Origin of the sequence: Oryzomicrobium sp. (genome assembly GCF_036820405.1) — a bacterium.
Taxonomy (GTDB): Bacteria; Pseudomonadota; Gammaproteobacteria; order Burkholderiales; family Rhodocyclaceae; genus Oryzomicrobium.
Window position 1 is genome coordinate 15,969 of the sequence record NZ_DAISLS010000008.1, and the last position, 23,236, is coordinate 39,204.

The following is a 23,236-nucleotide window of genomic DNA, read 5'->3' on the forward strand; positions in this document are numbered from 1 at the left end:
TCCCGGAAGGCGCGCCGAGGGGCTCAGTGCGCCGGGAACAGGATCAGGTGTTCGGCGATCGGCCCCAGGGCCAGGGACGGCAGGTAGGTCAGGGCGCCGACGATCAGTACCGTGGCCCCCAGCAGGACCACGAACAGGGTGCCGTGGGTGGGCAGGGTGCCGGCCCCTTCGCGGATGCGCTTCTTGGCCGCCAGGGAGCCGGCCACCGCCAGCACCGGCAGGATCACGCCGAAGCGGCCGAAGGCCATGGCGACGGCGGTGAGCAGGTTCCAGAAGGGGGTGTTGGCGGACAGGCCGGCGAAGGCGCTGCCGTTGTTGTTGGCCGCCGAGACCAGGGCGTAGAGCACCTCGGAGAAGCCGTGGGCGCCCGGGTTGAGGATGCCGGCCCGGCCGGCCTCGGTCATCACCGCCGCCGCGGTGCCGGCCAGCACCAGGAAGGGGGTGATCAGGATGGCCACGGAGATCATCTTCATCTCCCAGGATTCGATCTTCTTGCCCAGGTATTCCGGGGTGCGCCCCACCATCAGCCCGGCCAGGAAGACCGCCAGGATGGCGAACACCAGCATGCTGTAGAGGCCGGTGCCGACCCCACCGAAGACCACCTCGCCGAGCTGCATCAGCAACATCGGCACCAGGCCGCCCAGGGGGGTGAGGGAATCGTGCATGGCGTTGACCGCGCCGCAGGAGGCGCCGGTGGTGATGGCGACGAACAGGCTGGTGGCGTTGATGCCGAAGCGCACCTCCTTGCCTTCCAGGTTGCCCACGGCGGTGGCGCCCTGGGCCGTCAGGTAGCCCGGGGTCTGGCTCTCGGCGGCGGTGACGGCGACCACGGCGATGACGAACAGCAGGGTCATGGTGGCCAGCACCGTCCAGCCCTGGCGCCGGTCGCCAACCATCTGGCCGAAGGAAAAGCACAGGGCTGCCGGAATGAGGAAGATGGCCAGCATCTCCACCAGATTGGTGAAGGGCGTCGGGTTCTCGTAGGGGTGGGCCGAGTTGGCGTTGAAGAAGCCGCCGCCGTTGGTGCCCGCCATCTTGATCGCTTCCTGGGAGGCCACCGGCCCCATGGGCAGGCGCTGCTCCCGGGTGGTGGCCTCTTCCATCGCCGGCTTGCCGTCGGCGCCGAGCACCGGCTGGCCGGCCGCATCGACCTTGGGCTGGCTGAAGGTGACCGGCTCCACCAAGGGCACCGTCTTGTAGCCGTCCAGGTTCTGGATCACGCCGCCGCCGGCCAGCAGCAGGGCGACGACGAAGGACACCGGCAGCAGCACATAAGCCGTGCCGCGCCCCAGGTCCACCCAAAAATTGCCGATGGTCTGGGCCGAGTGCCGGGCCAGACCGCGGATCAGGGCCATCACCACCGCCAGGCCGGTGGCGGCGGAAAAGAAGTTCTGCACCGCCAGGGCGAGCATCTGGGTCAGGTAGCTCATCGTGCTTTCGCCGCTGTAGCCCTGCCAGTTGGTATTGGTGACGAAGGAGACGGCGGTGTTGAGGGCCGAATCCCAGGTCATGGCGCCGAACCCCTCCGGGTTGAAGGGCAGTGCCCCTTGCAGCAGTTGCAGGGCGAACACGGCGGCAAAGCCCAGGGCGTTGAACAACAACACCGCCAGGGCATAGCGCTTCCAGCCCATCTCCTGGGCCGGATCAATGCCACACAGGCGGTATATGCGGGCCTCCAGGGCGGCCCCGAAGCGGATGCGGCCGTCGAAGACCCGGGCGATGTAGCCGCCCAGGGGCCAGGCCAGCGCCAGCAGCAGGACCAGATAGACGATCAACTGCCCGGCGGCCAGCACGGACGGGGAAAGGCCGTTCATGAGAAGTCCTCCGCACGGAACAGCGCGATCAGCAGGTACACGGCCAAGCCGAGCGCCACCAGGCCGACCGTCAGATATAAAGCGTTCATACGCACCTCGATGCTTGCAAACGGGTTGAAAAGCGCGGCGGGAACACCCGGAGAACCAAGGCGCCCCCATGCTTTCAATACGGTCTACAACCTAATGACGGCCGGGAAAAAATGCTGTTAATAGACCCGGATGCGATATAAAGACAGCGTAAAGATGACTTTGCTCCCCGCCCTATCCGGCGCCCCCCGGGGGGCCTCCGCCGCTTCGGCCCGGCGGCCGTCGCCGAGTCCACGCCCTCCGGTCGACGGGTGGGTCAGCCCCGCTGGGCCAGGTGCCCAAAAGCACCCCGCGAAAAATAATGTTTGCCAATCCTCCGGCAAGACGCCATACTCGCAAGTTCGGGATTTACAAGTAGCAACGGCAGCACCTAGTTTTGCAGTACCTATTTCTGCGACTCCAGTTAGCCGGCAGTTCTCCTTGATCTCGTGTTCCGGGGAATCCTCCCCTCTTCATTTCTTCTTCAAGGAAGCTATTCATCATGGCAACTGGTACCGTCAAGTGGTTCAACGACGCCAAAGGCTTTGGTTTCATCTCCCCCGACAACGGCGGTGAGGATCTCTTCGCCCACTTCTCCGCGATCCAATCCCAAGGTTTCAAGACCCTGACTGAGAACCAAAAGGTCACCTTCGACGTGACCACCGGCCCGAAGGGCCTGCAGGCGACCAACATTCGCCCGATCGAGTAATCAGGCTAAACACCTGGTTGCACGAAAAAAGCCCGGTTCGCCGGGCTTTTTTTATATACGTCACTATTTCTCCTCCGGGCCGGCCGGAGACGCAGGAAGCTAGACCATGGCCAAGGAAGAACTCATCGAAATGCAGGGCGTCGTCGCCGAAGTGCTGCCGGACACCCGCTTTCGCGTCAATCTGGAAAACGGCGTCGAAGTGATCGCCTACGTCTCGGGCAAGATGCGCAAGCACCGCATCCGCATCCTGGAAGGCGACCGGGTCACCCTGGAAATGTCGCCCTACGACCTGACCAAAGCCCGCATCAGTTTCCGCCACAAAGGCGAACCCCCGAGCCACTCCTGATTTGGGAAGACGGGGCGGCACAGCCCCCCGCAAAATGCAAACGCCCGCCGGAAACCGGCGGGCGTTGTCGTTTATGGCGTCCCGGCAATCAGAGGCTGGTGAATAGAGTCGACTCGGGCAGGCGCGACTTGGGCAGCTTGGCATTGAAGTCGCCCTCGCCCCGGTAGCCCAGGGCCACCAGCACCAGGCTGGTCAGGCCCTGCTCTGCCAGGCCGAGTTCGGCGTCCAGGATCGCGGCGTCGAAGCCCTCCATTGGGCAGGCGTCAATCTCCAGGGCTCCAGCTCCCAGGAGCAGGGTGCCCAAGGCCAGATAAACCTGGCGCTCGACCCAGGTCGCTTCATCCTTCAGCTCGGTCTGGTGCAGGTTGACGTAGAAGCGCCGGCTCTTGTCCTGGGTAGCCATGGCGTCGGGCGTGGCGAAGCGGCCGTCGCGCTGCTCCTGGGCCAACACCGCGCTCAGGTGGGCGTCGTCCAAGGTCTTGCGCCCGCACAGCACCACCACGTGGGACGCGTTGAGCACTTTCGGGCCATTGTAGGCAAAACCGCCCTGGGTGCCCTTGGCGATGCGCGCCTTGCCTTCCGGCGTGCTGGCGATGACGAAGTGCCAGGGCTGGGAATTGACCGACGAAGGGCTGTTGCGCAGCAGGGTGCGCAACTGCTCGATCTTGTCCTGGGGAATCGTCTTGGCGGGATCGAAGGCCTTGGTGGTATAGCGGGCTTGGGAAATTCGTGCGATGTCCATGGGGAGTCCTTGGTGGAAACGTGCTGCCCGGAGGCAGTGACCCGGGAATGCTAGCAGCCCCGCACGGCCGCCGGTAGCGGCACCGCCACCGCCACCGCCTTTTCGGCCCACAAAAGCAAAACGCCGACCGTGGCCGGTCGGCGTTTCAGGTGTCCGAAAGTGTCGATGGTGCCCATGGGCAGGATTGAACTGCCGACCTCTCCCTTACCAAGGGAGTGCTCTGCCACTGAGCTACATGGGCGACCGCGGCGCGCCCGATCCGGATGTCGCCGGTTCGAGCTTTCACGTCGCTAAGGGCTTGCAACAAAAAGCCCAGCGGAAGCTGGGCTGGCTGGAGCCCGTCGGTGGCCAGAAGCGCTATCGCGTACTTCGGCTCACCAATGCGAGGCGCGCATACTACCCCAGCGGCCCCGGCGCCGCAAGCAGGCACGGGCCTTCCGGGGTGCGGCGAGACGCCTCGTAAACAGTGGCGACAAACCCGCCCACACGCAATCGCGACAACAAGCTGCAATCAAACTTAACAACTCAATTAGTTTTATCAATCAAGCTCATCAATCCGCATGCGGGGAACATGCCGCCTTCTTCTGCTAACCTGAGCAGGCAATGACCGATATCGGCGGCAAAGTACGCCTCGCCCAGGTCGCACGGACACGGGCACCGCACCGCTCGAAACGAAGCCAACGGTGGCGACGGAAAACGACCATCAACCTCGTTACGGAAGGAGAAGGGATATGGAAGGCAATACGCTCACGAACGCAGGCCGCTGTCCTGTAGTGCACGGCGGCAACACGACGGCAGGCGCGTCGAACGCTGCTTGGTGGCCCAAGGCGCTCAACCTCGACATCCTGCACCAGCACGACACCAAGACCGACCCGTTGGGCGCCGGTTTCAACTACCGGGACGAGGTCAAGAAGCTCGACGTGGCCGCGCTCAAGCAAGACCTGAAGGCGCTGATGACCGACAGCCAGGAATGGTGGCCGGCGGACTGGGGCCACTACGGCGGCCTGATGATCCGTATGGCTTGGCACGCGGCGGGCTCCTACCGCATCGCCGACGGCCGGGGCGGCGCCGGTACGGGCAACCAGCGCTTCGCCCCGCTCAACTCCTGGCCGGACAACGCCAACCTGGACAAGGCCCGCCGCCTGCTCTGGCCGATCAAGAAGAAATACGGCAACAAACTGAGCTGGGCCGATCTGATCGTGCTGGCCGGCAACATGGCCTACGAGTCGATGGGCTTCAAGACTTTCGGCTTCGGCTTTGGCCGGGAAGACATCTGGCATCCCGAAAAGGATGTCTACTGGGGCTCCGAAAAGGAATGGCTGGCCCCCACCGGCAGCGAGGGCAGCCGCTATTCCGGCGAGCGCGACCTGGAAAACCCGTTGGCCGCCGTGATGATGGGCCTGATCTACGTAAACCCCGAGGGCGTGGACGGCAAGCCCGACCCGCTCAAGACCGCCCGGGACATCCGCGTCACCTTCGCCCGCATGGCGATGAACGATGAAGAGACCGTGGCGCTGACTGCCGGCGGCCACACCGTGGGCAAAACCCACGGCAACGGCAGCGCCGCCAACCTGGGCCCGGCGCCCGAAGGGGCCGAGCTGGAAGAACAGGGCCTAGGCTGGATGAACCACGCCACCCGGGGCGTCGGCCGCGACACGGTGACCAGCGGCATCGAAGGCGCCTGGACCACCCATCCCACCCGCTGGGACAATGGCTACTTCGACATGCTGTTCGGCCACGACTGGTGGCTGCAGAAGTCCCCGGCCGGCGCCTGGCAATGGGAGCCCGTGGCGATCAAGGAAGAAGACATGCCGGTGGACGTGGAGGACCCGACGATCCGCCGCAAGCCGATCATGACCGACGCCGACATGGCGATGAAGTTCGACCCGGAATACCGCAAGATCGCCGAGCGCTTCCGCGACGACCCGGCCTACTTCTCGGAGGTCTTCGCCCGGGCCTGGTTCAAGCTGACCCACCGGGACATGGGCCCCAAGGCCCGCTACATCGGCCCGGACGTGCCCCAGGAAGACCTGATCTGGCAGGACCCGGTTCCCGCCGGCCGCAGCGACTACGACGTGGCGGCAGTTAAGGCCAAGATCGCCGCCAGCGGCCTCTCCATCGCCGAAATGGTAGCCACCGCCTGGGACAGCGCCCGCACCTTCCGCGGCTCGGACAAGCGCGGCGGCGCCAACGGTGCGCGCATCCGCCTGGCCCCGCAAAAGGACTGGGAAGGCAACGAACCGGCCCGGCTGGCCAAGGCCCTGGCAGCGTATGAAAAGATCGCCGCCGAGACCGGCGCCAGCGTGGCCGACGTGATCGTGCTGGCCGGCAACGTCGGCATCGAGCAGGCCGCCAAGGCGGCGGGCGTCGACGTGGCGGTGCCGTTTGCCCCGGGCCGGGGCGATGCCACGGCGGCCATGACCGACGCCGAGTCCTTCGAGGTGCTCGAACCCCTGGCCGACGGCTTCCGCAACTGGCAGAAGCAGCATTACGCGGTCACTCCGGAAGAAATGCTGCTCGACCGGGCCCAACTGATGCGGCTGACCGCCTGCGAGATGACCGTCCTGGTCGGCGGCCTGCGCGTGCTCGGCACCAACCACGGCGGCACCCGCCACGGCGTGTTCACCGACCGGGTCGGCGCCCTGACCAACGACTTCTTCGTCAATCTGACCGACATGGCCTACACCTGGAAGCCGGCCGGCCGGAATCTGTACGAAATTCGTGAGCGCAAGAGTGGCGCCGTGAAGTGGACGGCCACCCGGGTCGACCTGGTGTTCGGCTCCAACTCGGTGCTGCGTGCCTACGCCGAGGTCTATGCCCAGGACGACAACCGGGAGAAGTTCGTCCGCGACTTCGTCGCCGCCTGGACCAAGGTCATGAACGCGGACCGCTTCGATCTGGCCTGACCAGCCCTGTGGCACGGCTACCGCAGCGATACGGTGGCCGTGCCGCAAGACGCAACAGGAGAAACGAAAAGAGTAAACGCAAAAAAGCCAGTCGCGAGGACTGGCTTTTTTGCATCGAATCTTGTGGTGGCCAGGGACGGAATCGAACCGCCGACACGCGGATTTTCAATCCGCTGCTCTACCAACTGAGCTACCTGGCCGTCAAAGAAGGCCGCATTATAGGCAAGGGTCACGCGACTGTCAAAGAGTTTCCGCGCACCCGTTGCCCAGGCCTGGGACCGGCTGGAGCGGTACCACGCCGCCGCCCCGGCCGGGTTCCGTCACAGCCCCAGCACGTCCATGCGGTAGTGCTGGCGCAGCCACGATTTGAAGTTTTCAACGCTCTGGAAGGTGGCGGTGAGCAGGTCGGCCTCCAGCCGGTTGAGGGCCTGGGGATCCAAATGATTGCGGTCGTCGCCCCCGGCCTCGGCGGTGGCCAGGCCAGCCTCCAGGCGTAACCGGGTCAGCACCAGGAAAGCCTCCTCCAGTTCGGCGGCGAAGGCGGCGGACAGTACCCGGCGGTCGCGCAGCACGGCTAGGCGCTCCAGGCTGCCGGTGACCGGGATGCGCTCTTCCAGGGCCAGGGCGCGCAGGCCATGCACCAGGGGAAAGACCCCGCCCTTCTTCAGGTCGATGCGGCCCTTGTGCTCGCCCTCCCGGGCGCCCACCAGGCGGTTGAACCAGCCCAAGGCACTGGGAAAGCGCACCGCTCCCTGGGCGAAGCGGGCCATGAAGGTGGCGTTGCCGGCGCACAGGTCGAACATCAGGGTCCGGGCTGCGTCGAGGAGCGAGGCATCCCCGGCCAGGGCATGGCCGTCGAGCAGGATCGCCAGGTTAAGCAGGTTGGCCTCGGACGGCGCCGCCACCCAGTCGTGAACCTTGTGGCGCAGCTCTTCGACGGTCATCACCCATTCCGGGTTGCGTACCATGATGTCGCCCGGGCACTCCGGATAGCCCAGCTCCAGCAATGCGGCGCTGACGGTCCGGCCCAGGGCCAGGGCTTCGTCCCGGCAGGACGCATCGCGCAGGATGAAGGCGTTGTCCTGGTCGGTGGGCAATATCTGCTCGCCGCGCCCTTCGCTACCCAGGGCGACGAAGCACACCTGCCGCGCCAGTTCCGGCGGAGCGAGCAAGTCGAAGACCCGGGCGAAGACCTGGCCGGTGAGCTGACTCGCCTCCCGGGCGATGTGGTCCACCCGCACCTGCTCGGCGGCCAGGGCGGCGATCAGCCGCAGCAGGCTGGCGTGGGCCGGGGCCAGATCGCGGACGTGGGCCGCCGCTTCGATCTGCAAGCTGACGGCATCGGCATGGCTGGCCAGGTGGCGCAGGATCTCGCCGGCTTCGAGCACCCCCAGGGGCTGGCCGCCCTCTTCCACCAGCAACCGTTCGAACCCGTGGCGGTTGAAGAGCAGCAGGGCGTCGAGCAGGGAACGTTCGCCATCCACGGCCATGGCCGGGAAGGTGGCCACCTCGGCCAGGGGCGTCTCCGGTGCACGGTCGCCGGCCAGTACCGCCCGGCGCAGGTCGGTGCCGGTGGCGATGCCCAGGGCGCCGCCGTCCTCGGCCGCGACCAGCACGAAGGCCACGCCCTGCTGGTCCATCAGCCGCGCCCCCTGGCGCAGCGTATGGCTGGCGGGAACGGTCAGGGGCGGGCGCAGCCGGGCTTCGCGCACCGGCAGCATGAGCAGGGTGCGGATGCTGGCTCGGGTGGAGCCGGGAGCGGTTGTCGTCATGTTCTTGTCCCTGAAGAAAAAAACCCCGGGACGCAGCCCGGGGTTGAAGTGGTTCGACCGAAGTCGATGTCGGAATTGTGCGTCGTTAGTGCGCGGAGGCCGCAGCGGCACCGTAGCCGGTTTCGGAGCGGACTTCCTGGGCGTCGTAGGACTCCCGTTCCTTCTGGGCCTGGGCGCTGGAGTCGAGGATCGAGAACAGCCAGATCCCGACGAAGCCCACGGTCATGGAGAACAGGGCCGGCGAAGCGTAGGGGAAGAGCTCCTTGGCGTTGCCGAACACGTCCACCCACACAGCCTTGGAGACGATGGTCAGGGCGACCGCGGTGATCAGGCCGAGGAAGCCCCCGATGAAGGCGCCGCGGGTGGTGCAACCCTTCCACAGCACGGACAGGAACAGCACCGGGAAGTTGGCCGAGGCGGCGATGGCGAAGGCCAGGGCAACCATGAAGGCCACGTTCTGCTTCTCGAAGGCGATACCGAGAATCACCGCCACCACGCCGAGCACCAGGGTGGTGATCTTGGACACGCGAATTTCGGAACCTTCGGGGGCGTGGCCCTTGCAGAACACCGAGGCGTACAGGTCGTGGGACACGGCGGAGGCGCCGGACAGGGTCAGGCCGGACACCACGGCGAGGATGGTGGCGAAGGCCACGGCGGAGATGAAGCCGAGGAACACGTCACCGCCCACGGCCTTGGCCAGGTGGACCGCCGCCATGTTGCCGCCACCCTTCAGCACGCCCTTGGCATCCAGGAAGTCGGGGTTGGTACCCACGAGCACGATGGCGCCGAAGCCGATGAAGAAGATGATGATGTAGAAGTAGCCGATCCAGGTGCAGGCCCAGGCCACGGACTTACGGGCTTCCTTGGCATCGGGCACGGTGAAGAAGCGCATCAGGATGTGGGGCAGACCGGCGGTACCGAACATCAGCGCCATGCCGAAGGAGATGGCGGAGATGGGGTCCTTGATGAAGTTGCCCGGGGCCATGATGGAGAAGCCCACCTTGGCGGCCTCTTCGGCGGACTTGCCGGCGGCCAGCGCCTTCTCGGTCTTGATCTGCACGGCCTTGGCGAACAGGGCTTCGGGAGAGAAGCCGAACTGGGCCAGGACCATGAAGGCCATGAAGGTCACGCCGGAGAGCAGCAGCACGGCCTTGATGATCTGCACCCAGGTGGTGGCGATCATGCCGCCGAAGGTGACGTAGAGGATCATCAGGATGCCGACCATGATCACCGCGGTGGAGTAGTCGAGGCCGAACAGCAGCTTGATCAGCTGGCCGGCGCCTACCATCTGGGCGATCAGGTAGAAGGCCACGGTCACCAGGGTCCCGGTGGCGGCCAGCGCCCGGATCGGGGTCTGGGAGAAGCGGTAGGCGGCAACGTCGGCGAAGGTGAACTTGCCCAGGTTGCGCAGCCGCTCGGCCATCAGGAACATGATGATGGGCCAGCCCACCAGGAAGCCGATCGAGTAGATCAGGCCGTCGTAGCCGTTGGCGAACACGGCGGCGGAAATACCCAGGAACGAGGCCGCGGACATGTAGTCGCCGGCGATCGCCAGACCGTTCTGGAAGCCGGTGATGCCACCGCCGGCGGTGTAGAAGTCAGACGTGGTCTTGGTGCGCTTGGCCGCCCAGTAGGTGATGCCCAGGGTACCGATCACGAAGGCGACGAACATGCCGATGGCCAGCCAGTTGGTGGCCTGTTTCTCGATCGCGCCTTCCAGGGCGCCCGCGGCCAGGGCCACGGAGCTGCCGCCGAGCAGGACGGCGGAAAGGAGGATTTGGGTGAGGCGGCTCATTACTTCACCTCCTTGAGAATTTCATCGGTGAGGCTGTCGAACTCCGCGTTCGCCCGCCGCACGTAGTAGATGGTAATGGCGATGGTGAACACGATCAGACCGAAGCCGACGGGGATGCCGAGGGTGGTGACGCCCTCGCCCACGCGCTGGGCGAACAGTTCCTTATCGAACGCGATCACGCCGACGTAGCCGTAGTAGGCGATCAGCATGATGACGGTGAGCACCCAGCCAAACGCGTTGCGCTTGGACTTGAGCTGGTGATACTTGGGATTCGCCTGAATCTTGGCGACCAGATCGTCCCGCATATGACTCCTCCTTTGGATTTCTCGATGCCACACCCGCCCGGGATGGACAGGAATGTCGGTAATCTAGGAGGGAAACCTTACGTTTCACTTACGCGCAACGAATTGTTTACTGTGCAACTGCAGCAAAAACCGGCCGGCCGGGAGCGATCGCCCCGCACCAACCCACTGCCGGCCCGCTGTGGGAAACCGGCGTTGCACCTATCGTCGCGGCGTCACGCCAGGCCCGCCATGATCGGGCTGGGGGGTGCCGGCTCTTCCGGGGGATGGTAGAGGGGGAAGGATACCGCCGCCACGGTACCCTTTTCCAGGGGATTGGGCACCAGACTGGCGGTGGCGTCGTGCAGGGCGGCAATCTCGCGCACGATGGGCAGGCCCAGGCCGCTGCCCTTGCTGTCCACCACCCCGCCGGTGACTTCCTCACTGCGGTAGAAGCGCTCGAACACCAGTTCGCACTCCTCGGGGCGGATGCCGATACCGTTATCCTCGACCTCAAGCACGGCCCGGTCGCTACCGCTGCCCTCCCCCAGCTCGCGCCGCATCCGGCAGGTCACCCGGCCGTGGGCCGGGGTGTAGCGCAGGGCGTTGTCGAGCAGGTTGTTGATCAGCTCACGCAGCCAGAAGGGGTAGCCGCGCACCGCCACCGGCTCGCCGGCATCCTCGAAGCCAAGGTCGATCTGCTTGTCCAGGGCGGCGAACACCCACTCGCTGGCGCACTCCTTGAGCAGTTGATTGAGGTCCACCACCACCAGGTCCGCGTCGCCGGTCACCCCTTCGGCCCGGGCCAGGGCCAGCAGCTGGTTCACCAGGTGGGAGGCCCGATCCACGCTGATGTCGATCTGCCCCAGGGCGTGGCGCACCTGCTCGGCGTCGTTCTCGCGTAGGGCCAGCTGCACCTGGGCCTTCAATCCGGCCAGGGGGGTGCGCAACTGGTGGGCGGCATCGGCGATGAAGCGAGTCTGCACCTCCAGGTTGCGCTGCACCCGCTCCATCATGGCGTTGAAGGCGTCGATCAGGGGGCGCAACTCTTCCGGCACCCGGCGGTTGGGGATCGGCGACAGGTCGTCCTCGGGCCGGGCCTCGATGCGCTCGCGCAGCCAGGTGAGGGGCCGCAGCCCCTGGGACAGGCCGAACCAGACCAACACCACCGCCAGGGGAATGATGACGAACTGGGGCAGGATGACGCTGGCGATGATCTTGTTGGCCAGCTGGGAACGCTTTTCCAAGGTCTCGCCCACCTCGACGATCAGCCAGCGGTCCTTGGCCACCGCCGGGTCGCCCATGATCGAGTAAGCCACGCGCAGGTCCTGGCCGCCGATTTCGGTGTCGCGGAACTGGATTTCGCCCAGTTCCCCGACCAGGGTGGCCGGATCGTCGGGCATGGGTAGTTCCGGGTCGCCGACGATGCGCTGGCCCTGGCGGGTGATGACATGGAAGTAGACGCTGTCCACCTCGTCGGCGCGCAGGATGGCCCGGGCCGAAAGGGGCAGATTCACCACCGGCTTGCCGTCCACGAACTTGATCTGGCGGGTGACCACGTTCACGTGCTCGCGCAGCGACTGGTCGTAGGGGTAGGCCGCCACCGTGTTGGCGAAGTAGTGGGTGATGGCGATCGACACCGGCCAGACGAACAGGAGCGGCGCCAGCATCCAGTCCAGGATCTCGCCGAACAGGGAGCGCTGGCCGCCCCCGCCGCGCCGCTTGCCGCCCCCCGCCTCCGGCGCGGCGTCCGCCTCAGCGGACGCGGGAGTCGTCCTGGGGTTTTTCAAGGCAGTAGCCCAGGCCACGGACCGTGGCGATGCGCACGCCCGGTTCGAGCTTCTTGCGCAGGCGGTGGATGTAGACCTCGATGGCGTTGTGCGACACCTCTTCGCCCCAGCCGCACAGGTGATCCACCAGCTGGTCCTTGGACACCAGCCGGCCGACCCGGGAGAGGAGGATTTCCAGCAGGCCCAGCTCCCGGGCCGACAGGTCCAGGCTGGTGCCATTCAGCTGGGCCACCCGGCCCACCTGGTCGTAGCTCAGGGCGCCACACTGGATGAGCGGCGCGGTGCCCGAGGAACGTCGGGTCAGGGCGCGCACCCGGGCTTCCAGCTCTTGCAGGTCGAAGGGCTTGCCCATGTAGTCGTCGGCCCCCAGGTCCAGGCCCTTGACCCGGTCGGTGGTGCCGTCCAGGGCGGTCAGGATCAGGACCGGCACGGCGCTCTGGCGGCCGCGCAGACGCTTGAGCACTTCCAGGCCGGGCAGCCGGGGCAGGCCCAGGTCGAGGATCACCAGGTCGTAGGTGTTGGCCACCAGGGCGTTGTCCGCGTCCAGCCCGTTGGCCGCCACGTCCACGGCGTAGCCGGCGGCCTTGAGGGAACGGACCAGTCCGTCGGCGATGATCTTGTCGTCTTCTGCTACGAGGATGCGCATGGAAACCTGGAGAGGAGGTGCGGGCGAAACAATGGAACGGGTGGAGCGGGCGGCGGCAAGGCTGGGAAAGCGTCCGTGCGCGGCGGTAAGCACCGGCCGCCCGCATGGCGTAAGCATGGCGTAAGGGCTTGAGCGTAGCCTGACCGGCGCTGTTCTCCTTTTATGGTCTTGGGGTCGGCGGCCTGGCTAGGGTCGTCGCCTGGGGAGCGGATGGAGCGGTTCGCCTGGCGAACTCCCCTATCTGGAAAAGGCGGTTTTCCGCCATCACCACGCTCCCCGCCGTTTTTTCCCCGGCTCGCGAGTATTCATCTCGCCCCCCAGCCGGTCGGCCCGGCCATCATCCCCCTTATTATCCCTGCTGTCTGTGGGCCTTTTCACGCCCGGCCCGTCGTTGCCGGTGCAGCCCCATTCATGTTGCGGAATGGCCGCATCGGCCCGCCGGAGCGTTCTTCGCGCTTTTTCCACGCCCCCCGCAAATTGCCGGCGGGATATTGCGATTGAGTGTAGCAAATTGCCCCGCTCCCGGTTGCCGCGCTGCAACACGGCGCCCCGGTCGCGCAGCGTGCTGGATCAGGCGAAATACCCGGCCAAGCGTTGTTGGTAGGCGGCCGCACCGGGGTCGCCCTCGGCCGGCGCCCAGGCGGCCTTTTCGTCCGGCCGGATCGGCACGTATGGGCCGGCCTTGGCCTCGAAGAAGACGGTGCCCGGCACCAGCCCCAGCACCGAATGCCAGGTGCCCGCCGGCAGGTCCACGCCCACCGCCGCCCCGCCGGGGGTCAGGCGATGGGTCGCGGCCACCGCTCCCGCGTCGTCGAACAACACCAGCCCCAGTTCGCCGCGCACCACCACGATGGTCTCGGCCTTGTCTCCGTCCAGGTGGCGGTGGGGCATGACGTAGGAGCCGGGCTCGATGGCGTTGAGCAGCCGGTGGGCGGGGAAGTCGTCCGCCGGGTGGAAGTTGCGGTTCTTGCGCCCCCGAGGAGCCTGGCGGGCTTCGGCGGACAGGGCGTCGAGCAGGGTCTGGTCGATCAGGGTCATGGCGGTGGCGGATCAGGGGATCAGGGGATCAGAAAAAAAGCCGGGGGCGGCCGGGTCGTCGAAGCGGGGACAGGGCCGCAAGCATCGGGATAGGGCGAGCCCGCGCCCAGCTTGGTTCTACACGGCCGCTGCTTCAAGCTCCGCGCCAGTCCTCGCTCTCCAGGCAGGCACCTCGGAAAGCCAATACTGGCGCGGGGTTTGGTAATTAGATAAACGCCAAAAACGGCAGACTCAATCGCCGGCGTAGGCCACCGTCACGCCGTCGTCCCCCAGCCAGCGGCGGAACTCGGCGAGCAGGGGTTCTTCCAGGCGCACCCGGGACGTTTCGCCCAGGATCAGCTCGCAGCTGGCGGCGTCGTTGCGGTAGCGCACCCGCACCGGGCAGGGGCCGGGCACGTAGGGGGCGAGCAGGGCGCGCAGCTTCTTGGCGTCGGCCTGGCCGTTCATGGACAGGGCCAGGTAGCGGGCAAATTCGCTGCGGGCGTCGGCCAGGGTCATCAGCCGCTCGGCGACGAAGCGGATGCCGTCGCGGAAGTCGTCGCGGCTGACCTTGCCCTCGACGATCAGCAGTTCGTCTACCTTGAGCTTGTTCCGGCTGGCGTCGAACAGTTCGGAGAAGACCGTGACCTCCACCTGCTTGGTGCCGTCGTCGAGCAGGATCAGGGCCATCTTGCCGCGCTGGCTCATGCGCGTGCGCACGTCGGCGACGATGCCGGCGGCCATCTGGAGGTCCCGGGCCGGCTCCAGCTGGGACAGGGATTTTTTGACGAAGCGGCGGGCCTCGTGTTTGACCGAGTCGAACAGGTGGCCCGAGTAGAAGAAGCCCAGGGCGATCTTCTCTTCGGTGAGGCGCTGCTTCTCGTCCCAGGGGGCGGCCGGGCGCACGTAGTCGGGGGCGTGCTCGGTGGCCTCGCCGCTGGCGGCGAACATGTCGAACAGGCCGCCCTGGTGGGCCGAGGCGGCGGCCTGCTCGGCGGCCTCCATGGCCACGCCGACGGAGGCCAGCAGCAGCGCCCGGTCGCCGCCTTCCGGGGCGATCGAATCGAAGGCGCCGGCCCGCACCAGGGCCTCGATGGTGCGGCGGTTGACCAGGCGCTTGTCCACCCGGCGGCAGAAGTCGAACAGGTCGGTGAACGGCCCATCCGCCGCCCGGGCGGCGAGGATGCAATCCACCGCCTGCTGGCCGGTGCCCTTCACCGCGCCCAGGCCGTAGCGGATGGTTTTGGCGTCCACCGGCACGAAGCGGTAGTCGGAATGGTTCACGTCCGGCGGCAGTACAGTGATGCCGTTGGCCACCGTGTCTTCGTAGAAGATTTTCACGGTGTCGGTGTTGTCCATGTCCGAGGACATGGTGGCGGCCATGAAGGCGGCGCAGTGGTGGGCCTTGAGCCAGGCGGTGTGATAGGTGACCACCGCGTAGGCGGCGGTGTGCGACTTGTTGAAGCCGTACTCCGCGAACTTGGTCATCAGGTCGAACAGCTGTTCGGCCAGGGCCGGGTCGTAGCCTTTCTTCTTGGCGCCCTCGGCGATGGTCTCCCGGTGCTTGGCCATTTCCTCGGGCTTCTTCTTGCCCATGGCCCGGCGCAGCATGTCGGCGCCGCCCAGGGTGTAGCCGCCGATGATCTGGGAGATCTGCATCACCTGTTCCTGGTACACGATGACGCCGTAGGTGGGCGACAGGCTGGCTTCCAGGTCCGGGTGGAAATAGTCGATGGCCTGCTGGCCCTTCTTACGCAGGATGAAGTCGTCCACCATCCCCGAGCCGAGCGGGCCGGGGCGGTACAGGGCGAGCACGGCGATGATGTCTTCGAAACGGTCGGGGCCGAGCTTCTTCAACAGCTTCTTCATCCCGTCCGATTCCACCTGGAAGATCGCCGTGGTGTTGGCTTCCTTCAGGATGCGGTAGGCGGCCGGGTCGGTGAAGGGCAGGGCCGCCAGGTCCGGGCGGGTGCCGGTGAGCCGGGCCACGTAGTCCAGGGCCAGCTCGATAATGGTCAAGTTGCGCAGGCCCAGGAAGTCGAACTTCACCAGACCGACCTTTTCCACGTCGTCCTTGTCGTACTGGGACACCACCGACTCGCCGCCGGGCTGGCAGTAGAGGGGGCAGAAGTCGGTGAGCTTGCCCGGGGCGATCAGCACGCCGCCGGCGTGCATGCCGACGTTGCGCGACAGGTTCTCCAGCTTGCCGGCCAGGGCGAACAGTTCGCTGACCTCTTCTTCCTGCTCGATCCGCTCCTTCAGTTGCGGTTCGGCCTCGATGGCCTCCCGGAGCCCCAGGGGCTTGTTCTGCTCCACCGGGATCAGCTTGGACAGCTGGTCGCAGAAGTTGTAGGGCATGTCGAGCACGCGCCCCACGTCGCGGATCACCGCCTTCGACGACATGGTGCCGAAGGTGGCGATCTGGGACACGGCGTCGGCGCCGTATTTGCCGCGCACATACTCGATCACCCGCCAGCGGTTGTCCTGGCAGAAGTCGATGTCGAAGTCGGGCATCGACACCCGCTCCGGGTTGAGGAAGCGCTCGAACAGCAGGGCGTAGGCGAGCGGGTCCAGGTCGGTGATCTTGAGCGAGTAGGCCACCAGGGAGCCGGCGCCGGAACCCCGGCCCGGGCCCACCGGCACACCGTTGTTCTTGGCCCACTGGATGAAGTCGGCCACGATCAGGAAGTAGCCGGGGAAGCCCATCTGCACGATGGTGTCGCACTCGAACTTGAGCCGTTCCTCGTAGCGCGGCCGCTGCCGTTCCCGCTCCTCCGGGTCCGGATAGAGGTGGGCGAGGCGCTCTTCCAGCCCCTTTTTGGCCTCGTCGATCAGGAAGTCATCGAGGGTCATGCCCTCGGGGGTGGGGAAGAGGGGCAGGTAGTTCTTGCCCAGGGTCAGCGACAGGTTGCAGCGCTTGGCGATCTCCACCGTATTGGCCAGGGCCTCGGGCAGGTCCTTGAAGCGCTCGGCCATGTCCTCCTGGGTGAGGAAGTACTGCTGCTCCGTATAGGGCCGGGGGCGCCGGGTGTCGGCCAACACGTAGCCCTCGGCGATGCACACCCGGGCCTCGTGGGCGAGGAAATCGTCCGGAGAGAGGAACTGGATCGGGTGGGTGGCCACCAGGGGCAGTCCGGTTTCCGCCGCCAGATCGGCGGTAGCCGAAACCAGCAACTCCTGCTGGGGCTGGCCGTAGCGCTGCACTTCCAGGTAGAAGGCGTCCGGGAACAACGCGACCCAGCGCTCGGCACGCCTCTTCGCTTCGTCCCTGTTGCCCGCCAACAGGGATTCGCCCACGTCGCCCAGGTGGGCCGACGACAGGGCGATCAGCCCGTCGCAGCCGATTTCGGCGAACCACTCGCGCTGGACTTCGGCCCGGTCGCGCCGGCTCGGCTCCAGGTAGGCCCGGGAAAGCAGTTCGCACAGTTGCAGGTAGCCGGCGTGGCTGCGCACCAGCAGCAGCAGCCGGCTGGGCCGGTCCGGCTCCTGGGGGTTGGCGATCCACACGTCCGCGCCGGCGATCGGCTTGACCCCCTTGCCCCGCGCCGCCAGATAGAACTTGACCAGCCCGAAGCCGTTGGCCAGGTCGGTGAGCGCCAGGGCCGGCATACCGTCGCCGGCGGCCTTGGCTACGGCGTCGTCGAGGCGGACGATGCCGTCGGTGATGGAATACTCGCTGTGGAGACGGAGGTGGATGAAGCGCGGGTCGGTCATGGGGGCGATTTTACTCCACCCCTCGGACCCATTCCTTCCATCTCGTCCTTTCACCGTCGGCTCACCTTGCCTGGCCCGTTCCGTGTCATGCCCCGTGCCGATGATGCTTCCGGCCGCCTCGCCAAACCCCGCGCCAGGCGCGGAGTTTCAGCAGGGCATCGCCAAGAGCGAGAACTGGCGCGGACTTGTGTGGTGCCTCCGCGCCCCCCCGCCCTGCCCTCATCCCGCCCTCGGTTGGCCGCCCTTGCCGCAGCGAGACGAAAGCGGGGCGGGCGGGGCATACTGCGCTTGACGCCCCTCCCCGGGCACCGCCCGTCTGCGCCGTCCGCCGCCTGCTTAAGCTTGCCCGTGCCGGCCGCCCTTTCCGCCGTTCCAGCCCTATCGCCCCATGCGCCGCTCCCATTCCGCCCACCCGGCTCCCGCCGGCCCCGCCCCCGAATTGCACGTGCTCGCCACCCTGCGCACCCTGCTGCCCTACGTCTGGCAGTACCGGGGCCGGGTGGCCCTGGCCATGGCCTGCCTGATCGCCGCCAAGTTCGCCAACGTCGGCACGCCGATCATCTTCAAGCACATGATCGACGACCTGTCCGGCCCCCAGCAGGCCCTGGCCCTGCCGGTGCTGCTGTTGCTGCTGTACGGCCTGCTACGCTTTTCCACCGCCCTGTTCACCGAACTGCGCGAGATGCTGTTCACCCGGGTGACCCAGCGCATGGTGCGTTCCATCGCCTTGCAGGTGTTCAGCCACCTGCACTCCCTGTCGCTGCGCTTCCACCTGGAGCGGGAGACCGGCGGCGTGTCCCGGGACATCGAGCGGGGCACCCGTTCCATCGGCAGCCTGATCAGCTACCTGCTCTACAGCATCCTGCCCACCCTGGTGGAGCTAGCCCTGGTGATGAGCATCCTGTTCGTCAAATACGACGTGGGGTTCGTGCTCATCACCCTGGTGTCGCTGGCCGCCTACATCGTGTTCACCGTGGTGGTGTCCAACCGGCGCATCGCCATCCGCCGGGCGGTGAACGAGTCGGACTCGGCCGCCAACAGCAAGGCCATCGACAGCCTGCTCAACTTCGAGACGGTGAAGTACTTCAACAACGAGCAGTACGAGGCCAGCCGTTACGACAGCGCCCTGCAAAAGTGGGAGGGCGCTGCGGTGAAGAGCCAGCTATCCCTGTCGGCCCTCAACCTGGGCCAGCAGGCGATCATCGCCCTGGGGGTGACCGCCATAATGTGGCGCGCCGCCAACGGCGTGGCCGAGGGGCGCATGACCGTGGGCGACCTAGTGCTGGTCAATGCCTTCCTGATCCAGCTGTACATGCCGCTCAACTTCCTCGGCATCGTTTACCGGGAGATCCGCACCGCCCTGACTGACATCGAGCGCATGTTCAAGCTGCTCGGCGAGAACCGGGAGATCGCCGACCGCCCCGACGCCCGGGACCTGCCCAGCGGCCCCCTGGAGGTGCGCTTCGAGAACGTGCACTTCCACTACGACGCCAAGCGGCCGATCCTGCACGGGGTGTCGTTCACCGTGCCGGCCGGCCACAAGGTAGCGGTGGTGGGCCATTCCGGCGCCGGCAAGAGCACCCTGTCGCGCCTGCTGTTCCGCTTCTACGATGTGACCGGCGGCGCCGTACGGGTCAACGGCCTGGACATTCGCGACTTCCGCCAGGAAAGCCTGCGCGGCGCCATCGGCATCGTCCCCCAGGACACGGTGCTGTTCAACGACACCCTGCTCTACAACCTGCGCTACGGCCGGCCCGAGGCCAGCCGCGAGGAGATCGTCGCCGCAGCGCGCACCGCCCAGCTGCATGAGTTCATCGAGAGCCTGCCGGACAAGTACGAAACCCGGGTGGGGGAGCGGGGCCTCAAGCTTTCCGGCGGCGAAAAGCAGCGGGTGGCCATTGCCCGGGCGCTGCTGAAGCAGCCGCGCATCCTGATTTTCGACGAGGCCACCTCGGCCCTGGACAGCAAGACCGAGCAGGCCATCGGCGAGAGCCTGCGCGCCGCGGCCCGGGGCCACACCACCCTGGTGATCGCCCACCGCCTGTCCACCGTGATGGACGCCGACGAAATCCTGGTGCTCGACGGGGGACGTATCGTCGAGCGCGGCAGTCACGCCCAGTTGCTCGCCGCCGACGGGGCCTACGCCCAGCTGTGGGCTTTGCAGCAGCGTGAGGAAGGCAGCCAGGCCGACGGCGCCATGGCCCTCGCCTGAGCGCCCGTCGTTTGGTGCGGCGCGGTACGACGGGCGCGCCGTAACTGGTTAGAATCGCCGGAATTCCTGGAATCGCCGCATCCTTGGGCCATCATGGAAGAATGGCAGGCAGCACCGGCCCGCGTTTCGGGGCGAGAGGGCAGAAGGTTCTGCAACTTTTTGCCCCTTGCCCGCTCATTTGTCGAAGAACATTCAATAACGAGAGGAAACCCAGATGAACAAGATCGCAACGTCCCTCGCCCTCACATTCGGCCTGTCCGCCCTGGCGGTTTCGGCCACGGCCGTGGCGGCCCCCCAGGACCTGGGCCCGACCCTGAAGAAGATCAAGGAAACCAACGCCATCACCCTGGGGCACCGGGAATCTTCCATCCCCTTCTCCTACTACGACGACAAGCAGCAGGTGATCGGCTACTCCCAGGAACTGATGCTGAAGGCGGTGGATGCGGTCAAGGCCGAGCTGAAGGCCCCCAACCTGCAGGTCAAGATGATGCCGGTGACCTCTGCCAACCGCATCACCCTGGTGCAGAACGGCACGGTGGACATCGAGTGCGGCTCCACCACCAACAACAGCGAGCGGGCCAAGCAGGTGTCCTTCTCGACCACCATCTTCATCATCGGCACCCGGCTGATGACCAAGAACACTTCGGGCATCAAGGACTTCCCCGACCTGGCCGGCAAGAACGTGGTGACCACCGCCGGCACCACCTCCGAGCGTCTGCTGCGCAAGATGAACGAAGAGAAGCAGATGAAGATGAACATCATCAGCGCCAAGGACCACGGCGAGGCCTTCCTCACCCTGGAAACCGGCCGCGCCGTCGGCTTCATGATGGACGACGCCCTGCTCTACGGCGAAATGGCCAAGGCCAAGCGCCCGGCCGACTGGGTGGTGGTGGGTACGCCCCAGTCTTTTGAAGCCTACGGCTGCATGCTGCGCAAGGACGACCCTCAGTTCAAGAAGCTGGTGGACGCGGCCCTGACCAAGGCCATGACCTCGGGCGAGGCGGAGAAGATCTACGCCAAGTGGTTCCTCAACCCGATCCCGCCCAAGGGGCTGAACCTGAACTTCCCCCTGTCCGACGCCATGAAGGCGCTCTACAAGGCGCCCAACGACAAGCCCTTCGAATAAGCGCGAGGCGCGTCACCACGGCGCATGGAGACGGAAGGGCCTGCGCCCTTCCGTTTTTCTTTCAATCCCCTGAAAGTCGATTCCCATGAGTTACAACTGGAACTGGCCGGTCTTCCTGCAGACGGTGCCGTCCGGCGAGACCACCTACCTGGGCTGGCTGGGGGTGGGCCTGCAATGGACCGTCACCCTCTCCCTCTCGGCCTGGGTCATCGCCCTCCTGGTCGGTGGGCTGATCGGGGTGCTGCGCACCGTGCCGAGCAAGCCCCTGTCCTTCCTCGCCACCTGCCACGTCGAACTGTTCCGCAACGTGCCCCTGCTGGTGCAATTGTTCGTCTGGTACTTCGTCGTGCCCGAATTGCTGCCCTTCGGCTGGGGCGACGCCTTCAAGCAGATGAATCCGCTGTCCCAGCAGTTCCTGGCGGCGGTGCTGTGCCTGGGGCTGTTCACCTCGGCCCGGGTGGCCGAGCAGGTGCGCGCCGGCATCCTCTCCCTGCCCAAGGGGCAGCAGAACGCCGGCCTGGCCCTGGGCTTCACCCTGCCCCAGACCTACCGCTACGTGATCCTGCCGATGGCCTTCCGCATCGTCATCCCGCCCCTCACCTCCGAGTTCCTCAACATCTTCAAGAACTCGGCGGTGGCCACCACCATCGGCCTGATCGAACTGTCGCGTCAGGCCCAGCAGCTGGTGGACTACACGGCCCAGCCCTATGAGGCGTTCATCGCCGTCACCCTGCTGTACATGCTGATCAACGTCACGGTGATGTTCCTGATGCGCCGCCTGGAAAAGAACGTCCAGGTGCCGGGCTTCATCGGAGGTGGCAAATGAACTACGACTTCGACTGGAGTTCGATCCCCGGCGCCCTGCCCCTGCTCGCCAAGGGCATGGCGGTGACCCTGGAGATCACCCTCACCGCCATCGTCATCGGCATCCTCTGGGGCACGGTACTGGCCGTGGCGCGGCTGTCGTCCAACCGGACGGTGGCCTTTCTCGCCGCCGGCTACGTAAACCTGTTCCGCTCGGTGCCCTTGGTGATGGTGATCCTGTGGTTCTACCTGATCGTGCCGCAGCTGCTGAAGAGCATTTTCGGCGAGGGGCTGTCCGACATCCGCTTCGTCTCGGCCCTGGTGGCCTTCACCCTGTTCGAGGCAGCCTACTATTCGGAGATCATCCGCGCCGGCATCCAGAGCGTGTCCAAGGGGCAGGTCAATGCCGGCCTGGCCCTGGGCTTAACCCCGGGCCAGACGATGCGGCTGATCGTGCTGCCCCAGGCTTTCCGCAACATGGTGCCCCTGCTGCTCACCCAGGCGATCATCCTGTTCCAGGACACCTCCCTGGTGTACGTCATCGGTCTGGCCGACTTCTTCGGCACCGCCCAGAAGATCGGCGACCGGGACGGGCGCATCGTCGAGCTGCTGCTGTTCGCCGGGGCCGTCTACTTCGTGCTCTGCTTCAGCCTTTCCCAATTCGTCAAACGCTTCCACAAGAGGATCGGTCAATGATCTCCATCCGCAACGTTTCCAAGTGGTACGGTCAGTTCCAGGTGCTGACCGATTGTTCGACCGAGATCCGCAAGGGCGAGGTGGTGGTGGTGTGCGGCCCCTCCGGCTCGGGCAAGTCCACCCTGATCAAGTGCGTCAATGGGCTGGAGCCGTTCCAGCAGGGCGACATCGTGGTCAACGGCACCTCCATCGCCGATCCCAAGACCAACCTGCCCAAGCTGCGTGCCCACGTGGGGATGGTCTTCCAGCACTTCGAGCTGTTCCCGCACATGACCATCACCGAGAACCTGACCATCGCCCAGGTCAAGGTCCTGGGCCGATCCAGGGACGAGGCCCGCGCCAAGGGCCTCAAGTTTCTCGAACGGGTCGGCCTCAAGGCCCATGCCGAAAAGAATCCCGGCCAGCTCTCCGGCGGTCAGCAGCAGCGCGTGGCCATCGCCCGGGCCCTGGCCATGGACCCGATCTGCATGTTGTTCGACGAACCGACCTCGGCCCTCGACCCGGAGATGATCAACGAGGTGCTCGACGTCATGGTCGAGCTGGCCCAGGAAGGGATGACCATGATGTGCGTGACCCACGAGATGGGCTTTGCTCGCAAAGTGGCAAACCGGGTGATCTTCATGGACCAGGGACGGATCGTCGAAGATGCCGGCAAGGAGGAGTTCTTCGGCACACCGCGCTCGGAGCGGGCCCAGCAGTTCCTCTCCAAGATCCTTCAGCACTGAGGCACTGCCGCCACGGTGGGGAAGCCCGCCGTGGCGGCCTGCGAGCGCCGATGCGGCAAGCAACGGCGGTGCAAC

18 protein-coding genes and 2 tRNA genes are annotated in these 23,236 nt (G+C 66.2%); 8 read left to right on the top strand and 12 right to left on the bottom strand.

Features of this window, described 5'->3' with window-relative positions; all coding sequences use genetic code 11:
* Positions 1–23 precede the first annotated feature (23 nt).
* Positions 24–1,814 (bottom strand): potassium-transporting ATPase subunit KdpA, encoded by a 1,791-nt coding sequence (gene kdpA, locus V7Z98_RS08700; protein ID WP_334157692.1) that lies wholly within the window; start codon positions 1,812–1,814, stop codon positions 24–26.
* Positions 1,811–1,903 (bottom strand): K(+)-transporting ATPase subunit F, encoded by a 93-nt coding sequence (gene kdpF / locus V7Z98_RS08705; RefSeq protein ID WP_293266182.1) that lies wholly within the window; start codon positions 1,901–1,903, stop codon positions 1,811–1,813. The genes kdpA and kdpF overlap by 4 nt, the downstream gene beginning before the upstream one ends.
* Before the next feature lie 479 nt (positions 1,904–2,382).
* Between kdpF and V7Z98_RS08710 the strand changes: the two genes are divergently transcribed.
* Together V7Z98_RS08710 and infA are read left to right on the top strand one after the other, a co-directional pair.
* Complete coding sequence (locus tag V7Z98_RS08710; RefSeq protein WP_293266181.1) at positions 2,383–2,589, top strand: cold-shock protein; 207 nt, start codon at positions 2,383–2,385, stop codon at positions 2,587–2,589.
* 106 nt (positions 2,590–2,695) lie between these two features.
* Positions 2,696–2,935, top strand: coding sequence for a translation initiation factor IF-1 (gene infA / locus V7Z98_RS08715; RefSeq protein WP_293266179.1), 240 nt, complete (start codon positions 2,696–2,698; stop codon positions 2,933–2,935).
* An 88-nt stretch (positions 2,936–3,023) separates the two neighbouring features.
* Here infA and nfsB read toward each other — a convergent pair whose 3' ends face one another.
* Together nfsB and V7Z98_RS08725 are read right to left on the bottom strand one after the other, a co-directional pair.
* Positions 3,024–3,677, bottom strand: a complete 654-nt coding sequence (gene nfsB / locus V7Z98_RS08720) for an oxygen-insensitive NAD(P)H nitroreductase (protein WP_334157693.1) — start codon at positions 3,675–3,677, stop codon at positions 3,024–3,026.
* 166 nt (positions 3,678–3,843) lie between these two features.
* Positions 3,844–3,918, bottom strand: a tRNA-Thr gene (locus V7Z98_RS08725).
* A 490-nt stretch (positions 3,919–4,408) separates the two neighbouring features.
* Between V7Z98_RS08725 and katG the strand changes: the two genes are divergently transcribed.
* Positions 4,409–6,583, top strand: a complete 2,175-nt coding sequence (gene katG, locus V7Z98_RS08730; RefSeq protein WP_334157694.1) for a catalase/peroxidase HPI — start codon at positions 4,409–4,411, stop codon at positions 6,581–6,583.
* A gap of 124 nt (positions 6,584–6,707) precedes the next feature.
* Here katG and V7Z98_RS08735 read toward each other — a convergent pair.
* The 8 genes from V7Z98_RS08735 to dnaE all read right to left on the bottom strand — a co-directional run bounded on the left by V7Z98_RS08735 (position 6,708) and on the right by dnaE (position 17,598).
* Positions 6,708–6,783: transfer RNA gene (locus V7Z98_RS08735), tRNA-Phe, on the bottom strand.
* A gap of 120 nt (positions 6,784–6,903) precedes the next feature.
* Positions 6,904–8,355, bottom strand: a complete 1,452-nt coding sequence (locus tag V7Z98_RS08740; protein ID WP_334157695.1) for a putative nucleotidyltransferase substrate binding domain-containing protein — start codon at positions 8,353–8,355, stop codon at positions 6,904–6,906.
* 85 nt (positions 8,356–8,440) lie between these two features.
* Positions 8,441–10,150 carry a cation acetate symporter gene (locus V7Z98_RS08745; RefSeq protein WP_293266171.1) on the bottom strand — a complete coding sequence of 570 codons (1,710 nt, stop codon included), beginning with the start codon at positions 10,148–10,150 and terminating at the stop codon, positions 8,441–8,443.
* Positions 10,150–10,455, bottom strand: a complete 306-nt coding sequence (locus V7Z98_RS08750) for a DUF485 domain-containing protein (protein WP_293266169.1) — start codon at positions 10,453–10,455, stop codon at positions 10,150–10,152. The genes V7Z98_RS08745 and V7Z98_RS08750 overlap by 1 nt, the downstream gene beginning before the upstream one ends.
* Positions 10,456–10,667: 212 nt before the next feature.
* The gene (locus V7Z98_RS08755) at positions 10,668–12,221 is read right to left on the bottom strand and encodes a sensor histidine kinase (protein ID WP_293266167.1); all 1,554 of its coding nucleotides are present in this window, start codon (positions 12,219–12,221) and stop codon (positions 10,668–10,670) included.
* Complete coding sequence (locus V7Z98_RS08760; RefSeq protein ID WP_293266165.1) at positions 12,187–12,867, bottom strand: response regulator transcription factor; 681 nt, start codon at positions 12,865–12,867, stop codon at positions 12,187–12,189. The genes V7Z98_RS08755 and V7Z98_RS08760 overlap by 35 nt, the downstream gene beginning before the upstream one ends.
* 570 nt (positions 12,868–13,437) lie before the next feature.
* Entirely contained in the window at positions 13,438–13,905 is a 468-nt protein-coding gene (locus V7Z98_RS08765) for a WbuC family cupin fold metalloprotein (RefSeq protein WP_293266163.1), read from the bottom strand.
* A gap of 231 nt (positions 13,906–14,136) precedes the next feature.
* The gene (gene dnaE / locus V7Z98_RS08770; protein WP_334157696.1) at positions 14,137–17,598 is read right to left on the bottom strand and encodes a DNA polymerase III subunit alpha; all 3,462 of its coding nucleotides are present in this window, start codon (positions 17,596–17,598) and stop codon (positions 14,137–14,139) included.
* A 388-nt stretch (positions 17,599–17,986) separates the two neighbouring features.
* Between dnaE and V7Z98_RS08775 the strand changes: the two genes are divergently transcribed.
* The 5 genes from V7Z98_RS08775 (at position 17,987) to V7Z98_RS08795 (ending at position 23,161) form a co-directional block, all read left to right on the top strand.
* Positions 17,987–19,810: an ABCB family ABC transporter ATP-binding protein/permease gene (locus V7Z98_RS08775; RefSeq protein WP_334157697.1), complete on the top strand. Its 1,824-nt coding sequence runs from the start codon at positions 17,987–17,989 to the stop codon at positions 19,808–19,810.
* Between the two features lie 214 nt (positions 19,811–20,024).
* Positions 20,025–20,936: a glutamate/aspartate ABC transporter substrate-binding protein gene (locus V7Z98_RS08780; RefSeq protein WP_334157698.1), complete on the top strand. Its 912-nt coding sequence runs from the start codon at positions 20,025–20,027 to the stop codon at positions 20,934–20,936.
* An 85-nt stretch (positions 20,937–21,021) separates the two neighbouring features.
* On the top strand, positions 21,022–21,762 hold the full coding sequence (locus V7Z98_RS08785; RefSeq protein ID WP_334157699.1) for an amino acid ABC transporter permease: 741 nt from the start codon (positions 21,022–21,024) through the stop codon (positions 21,760–21,762).
* Positions 21,759–22,436 (top strand): glutamate/aspartate ABC transporter permease GltK, encoded by a 678-nt coding sequence (gene gltK, locus V7Z98_RS08790; protein WP_293266153.1) that lies wholly within the window; start codon positions 21,759–21,761, stop codon positions 22,434–22,436. Before V7Z98_RS08785 ends, gltK begins: the two co-directional genes overlap by 4 nt.
* Positions 22,433–23,161, top strand: a complete 729-nt coding sequence (locus V7Z98_RS08795; RefSeq protein ID WP_334157700.1) for an amino acid ABC transporter ATP-binding protein — start codon at positions 22,433–22,435, stop codon at positions 23,159–23,161. Before gltK ends, V7Z98_RS08795 begins: the two co-directional genes overlap by 4 nt.
* The last annotated feature ends 75 nt before the right edge of the window (positions 23,162–23,236 follow it).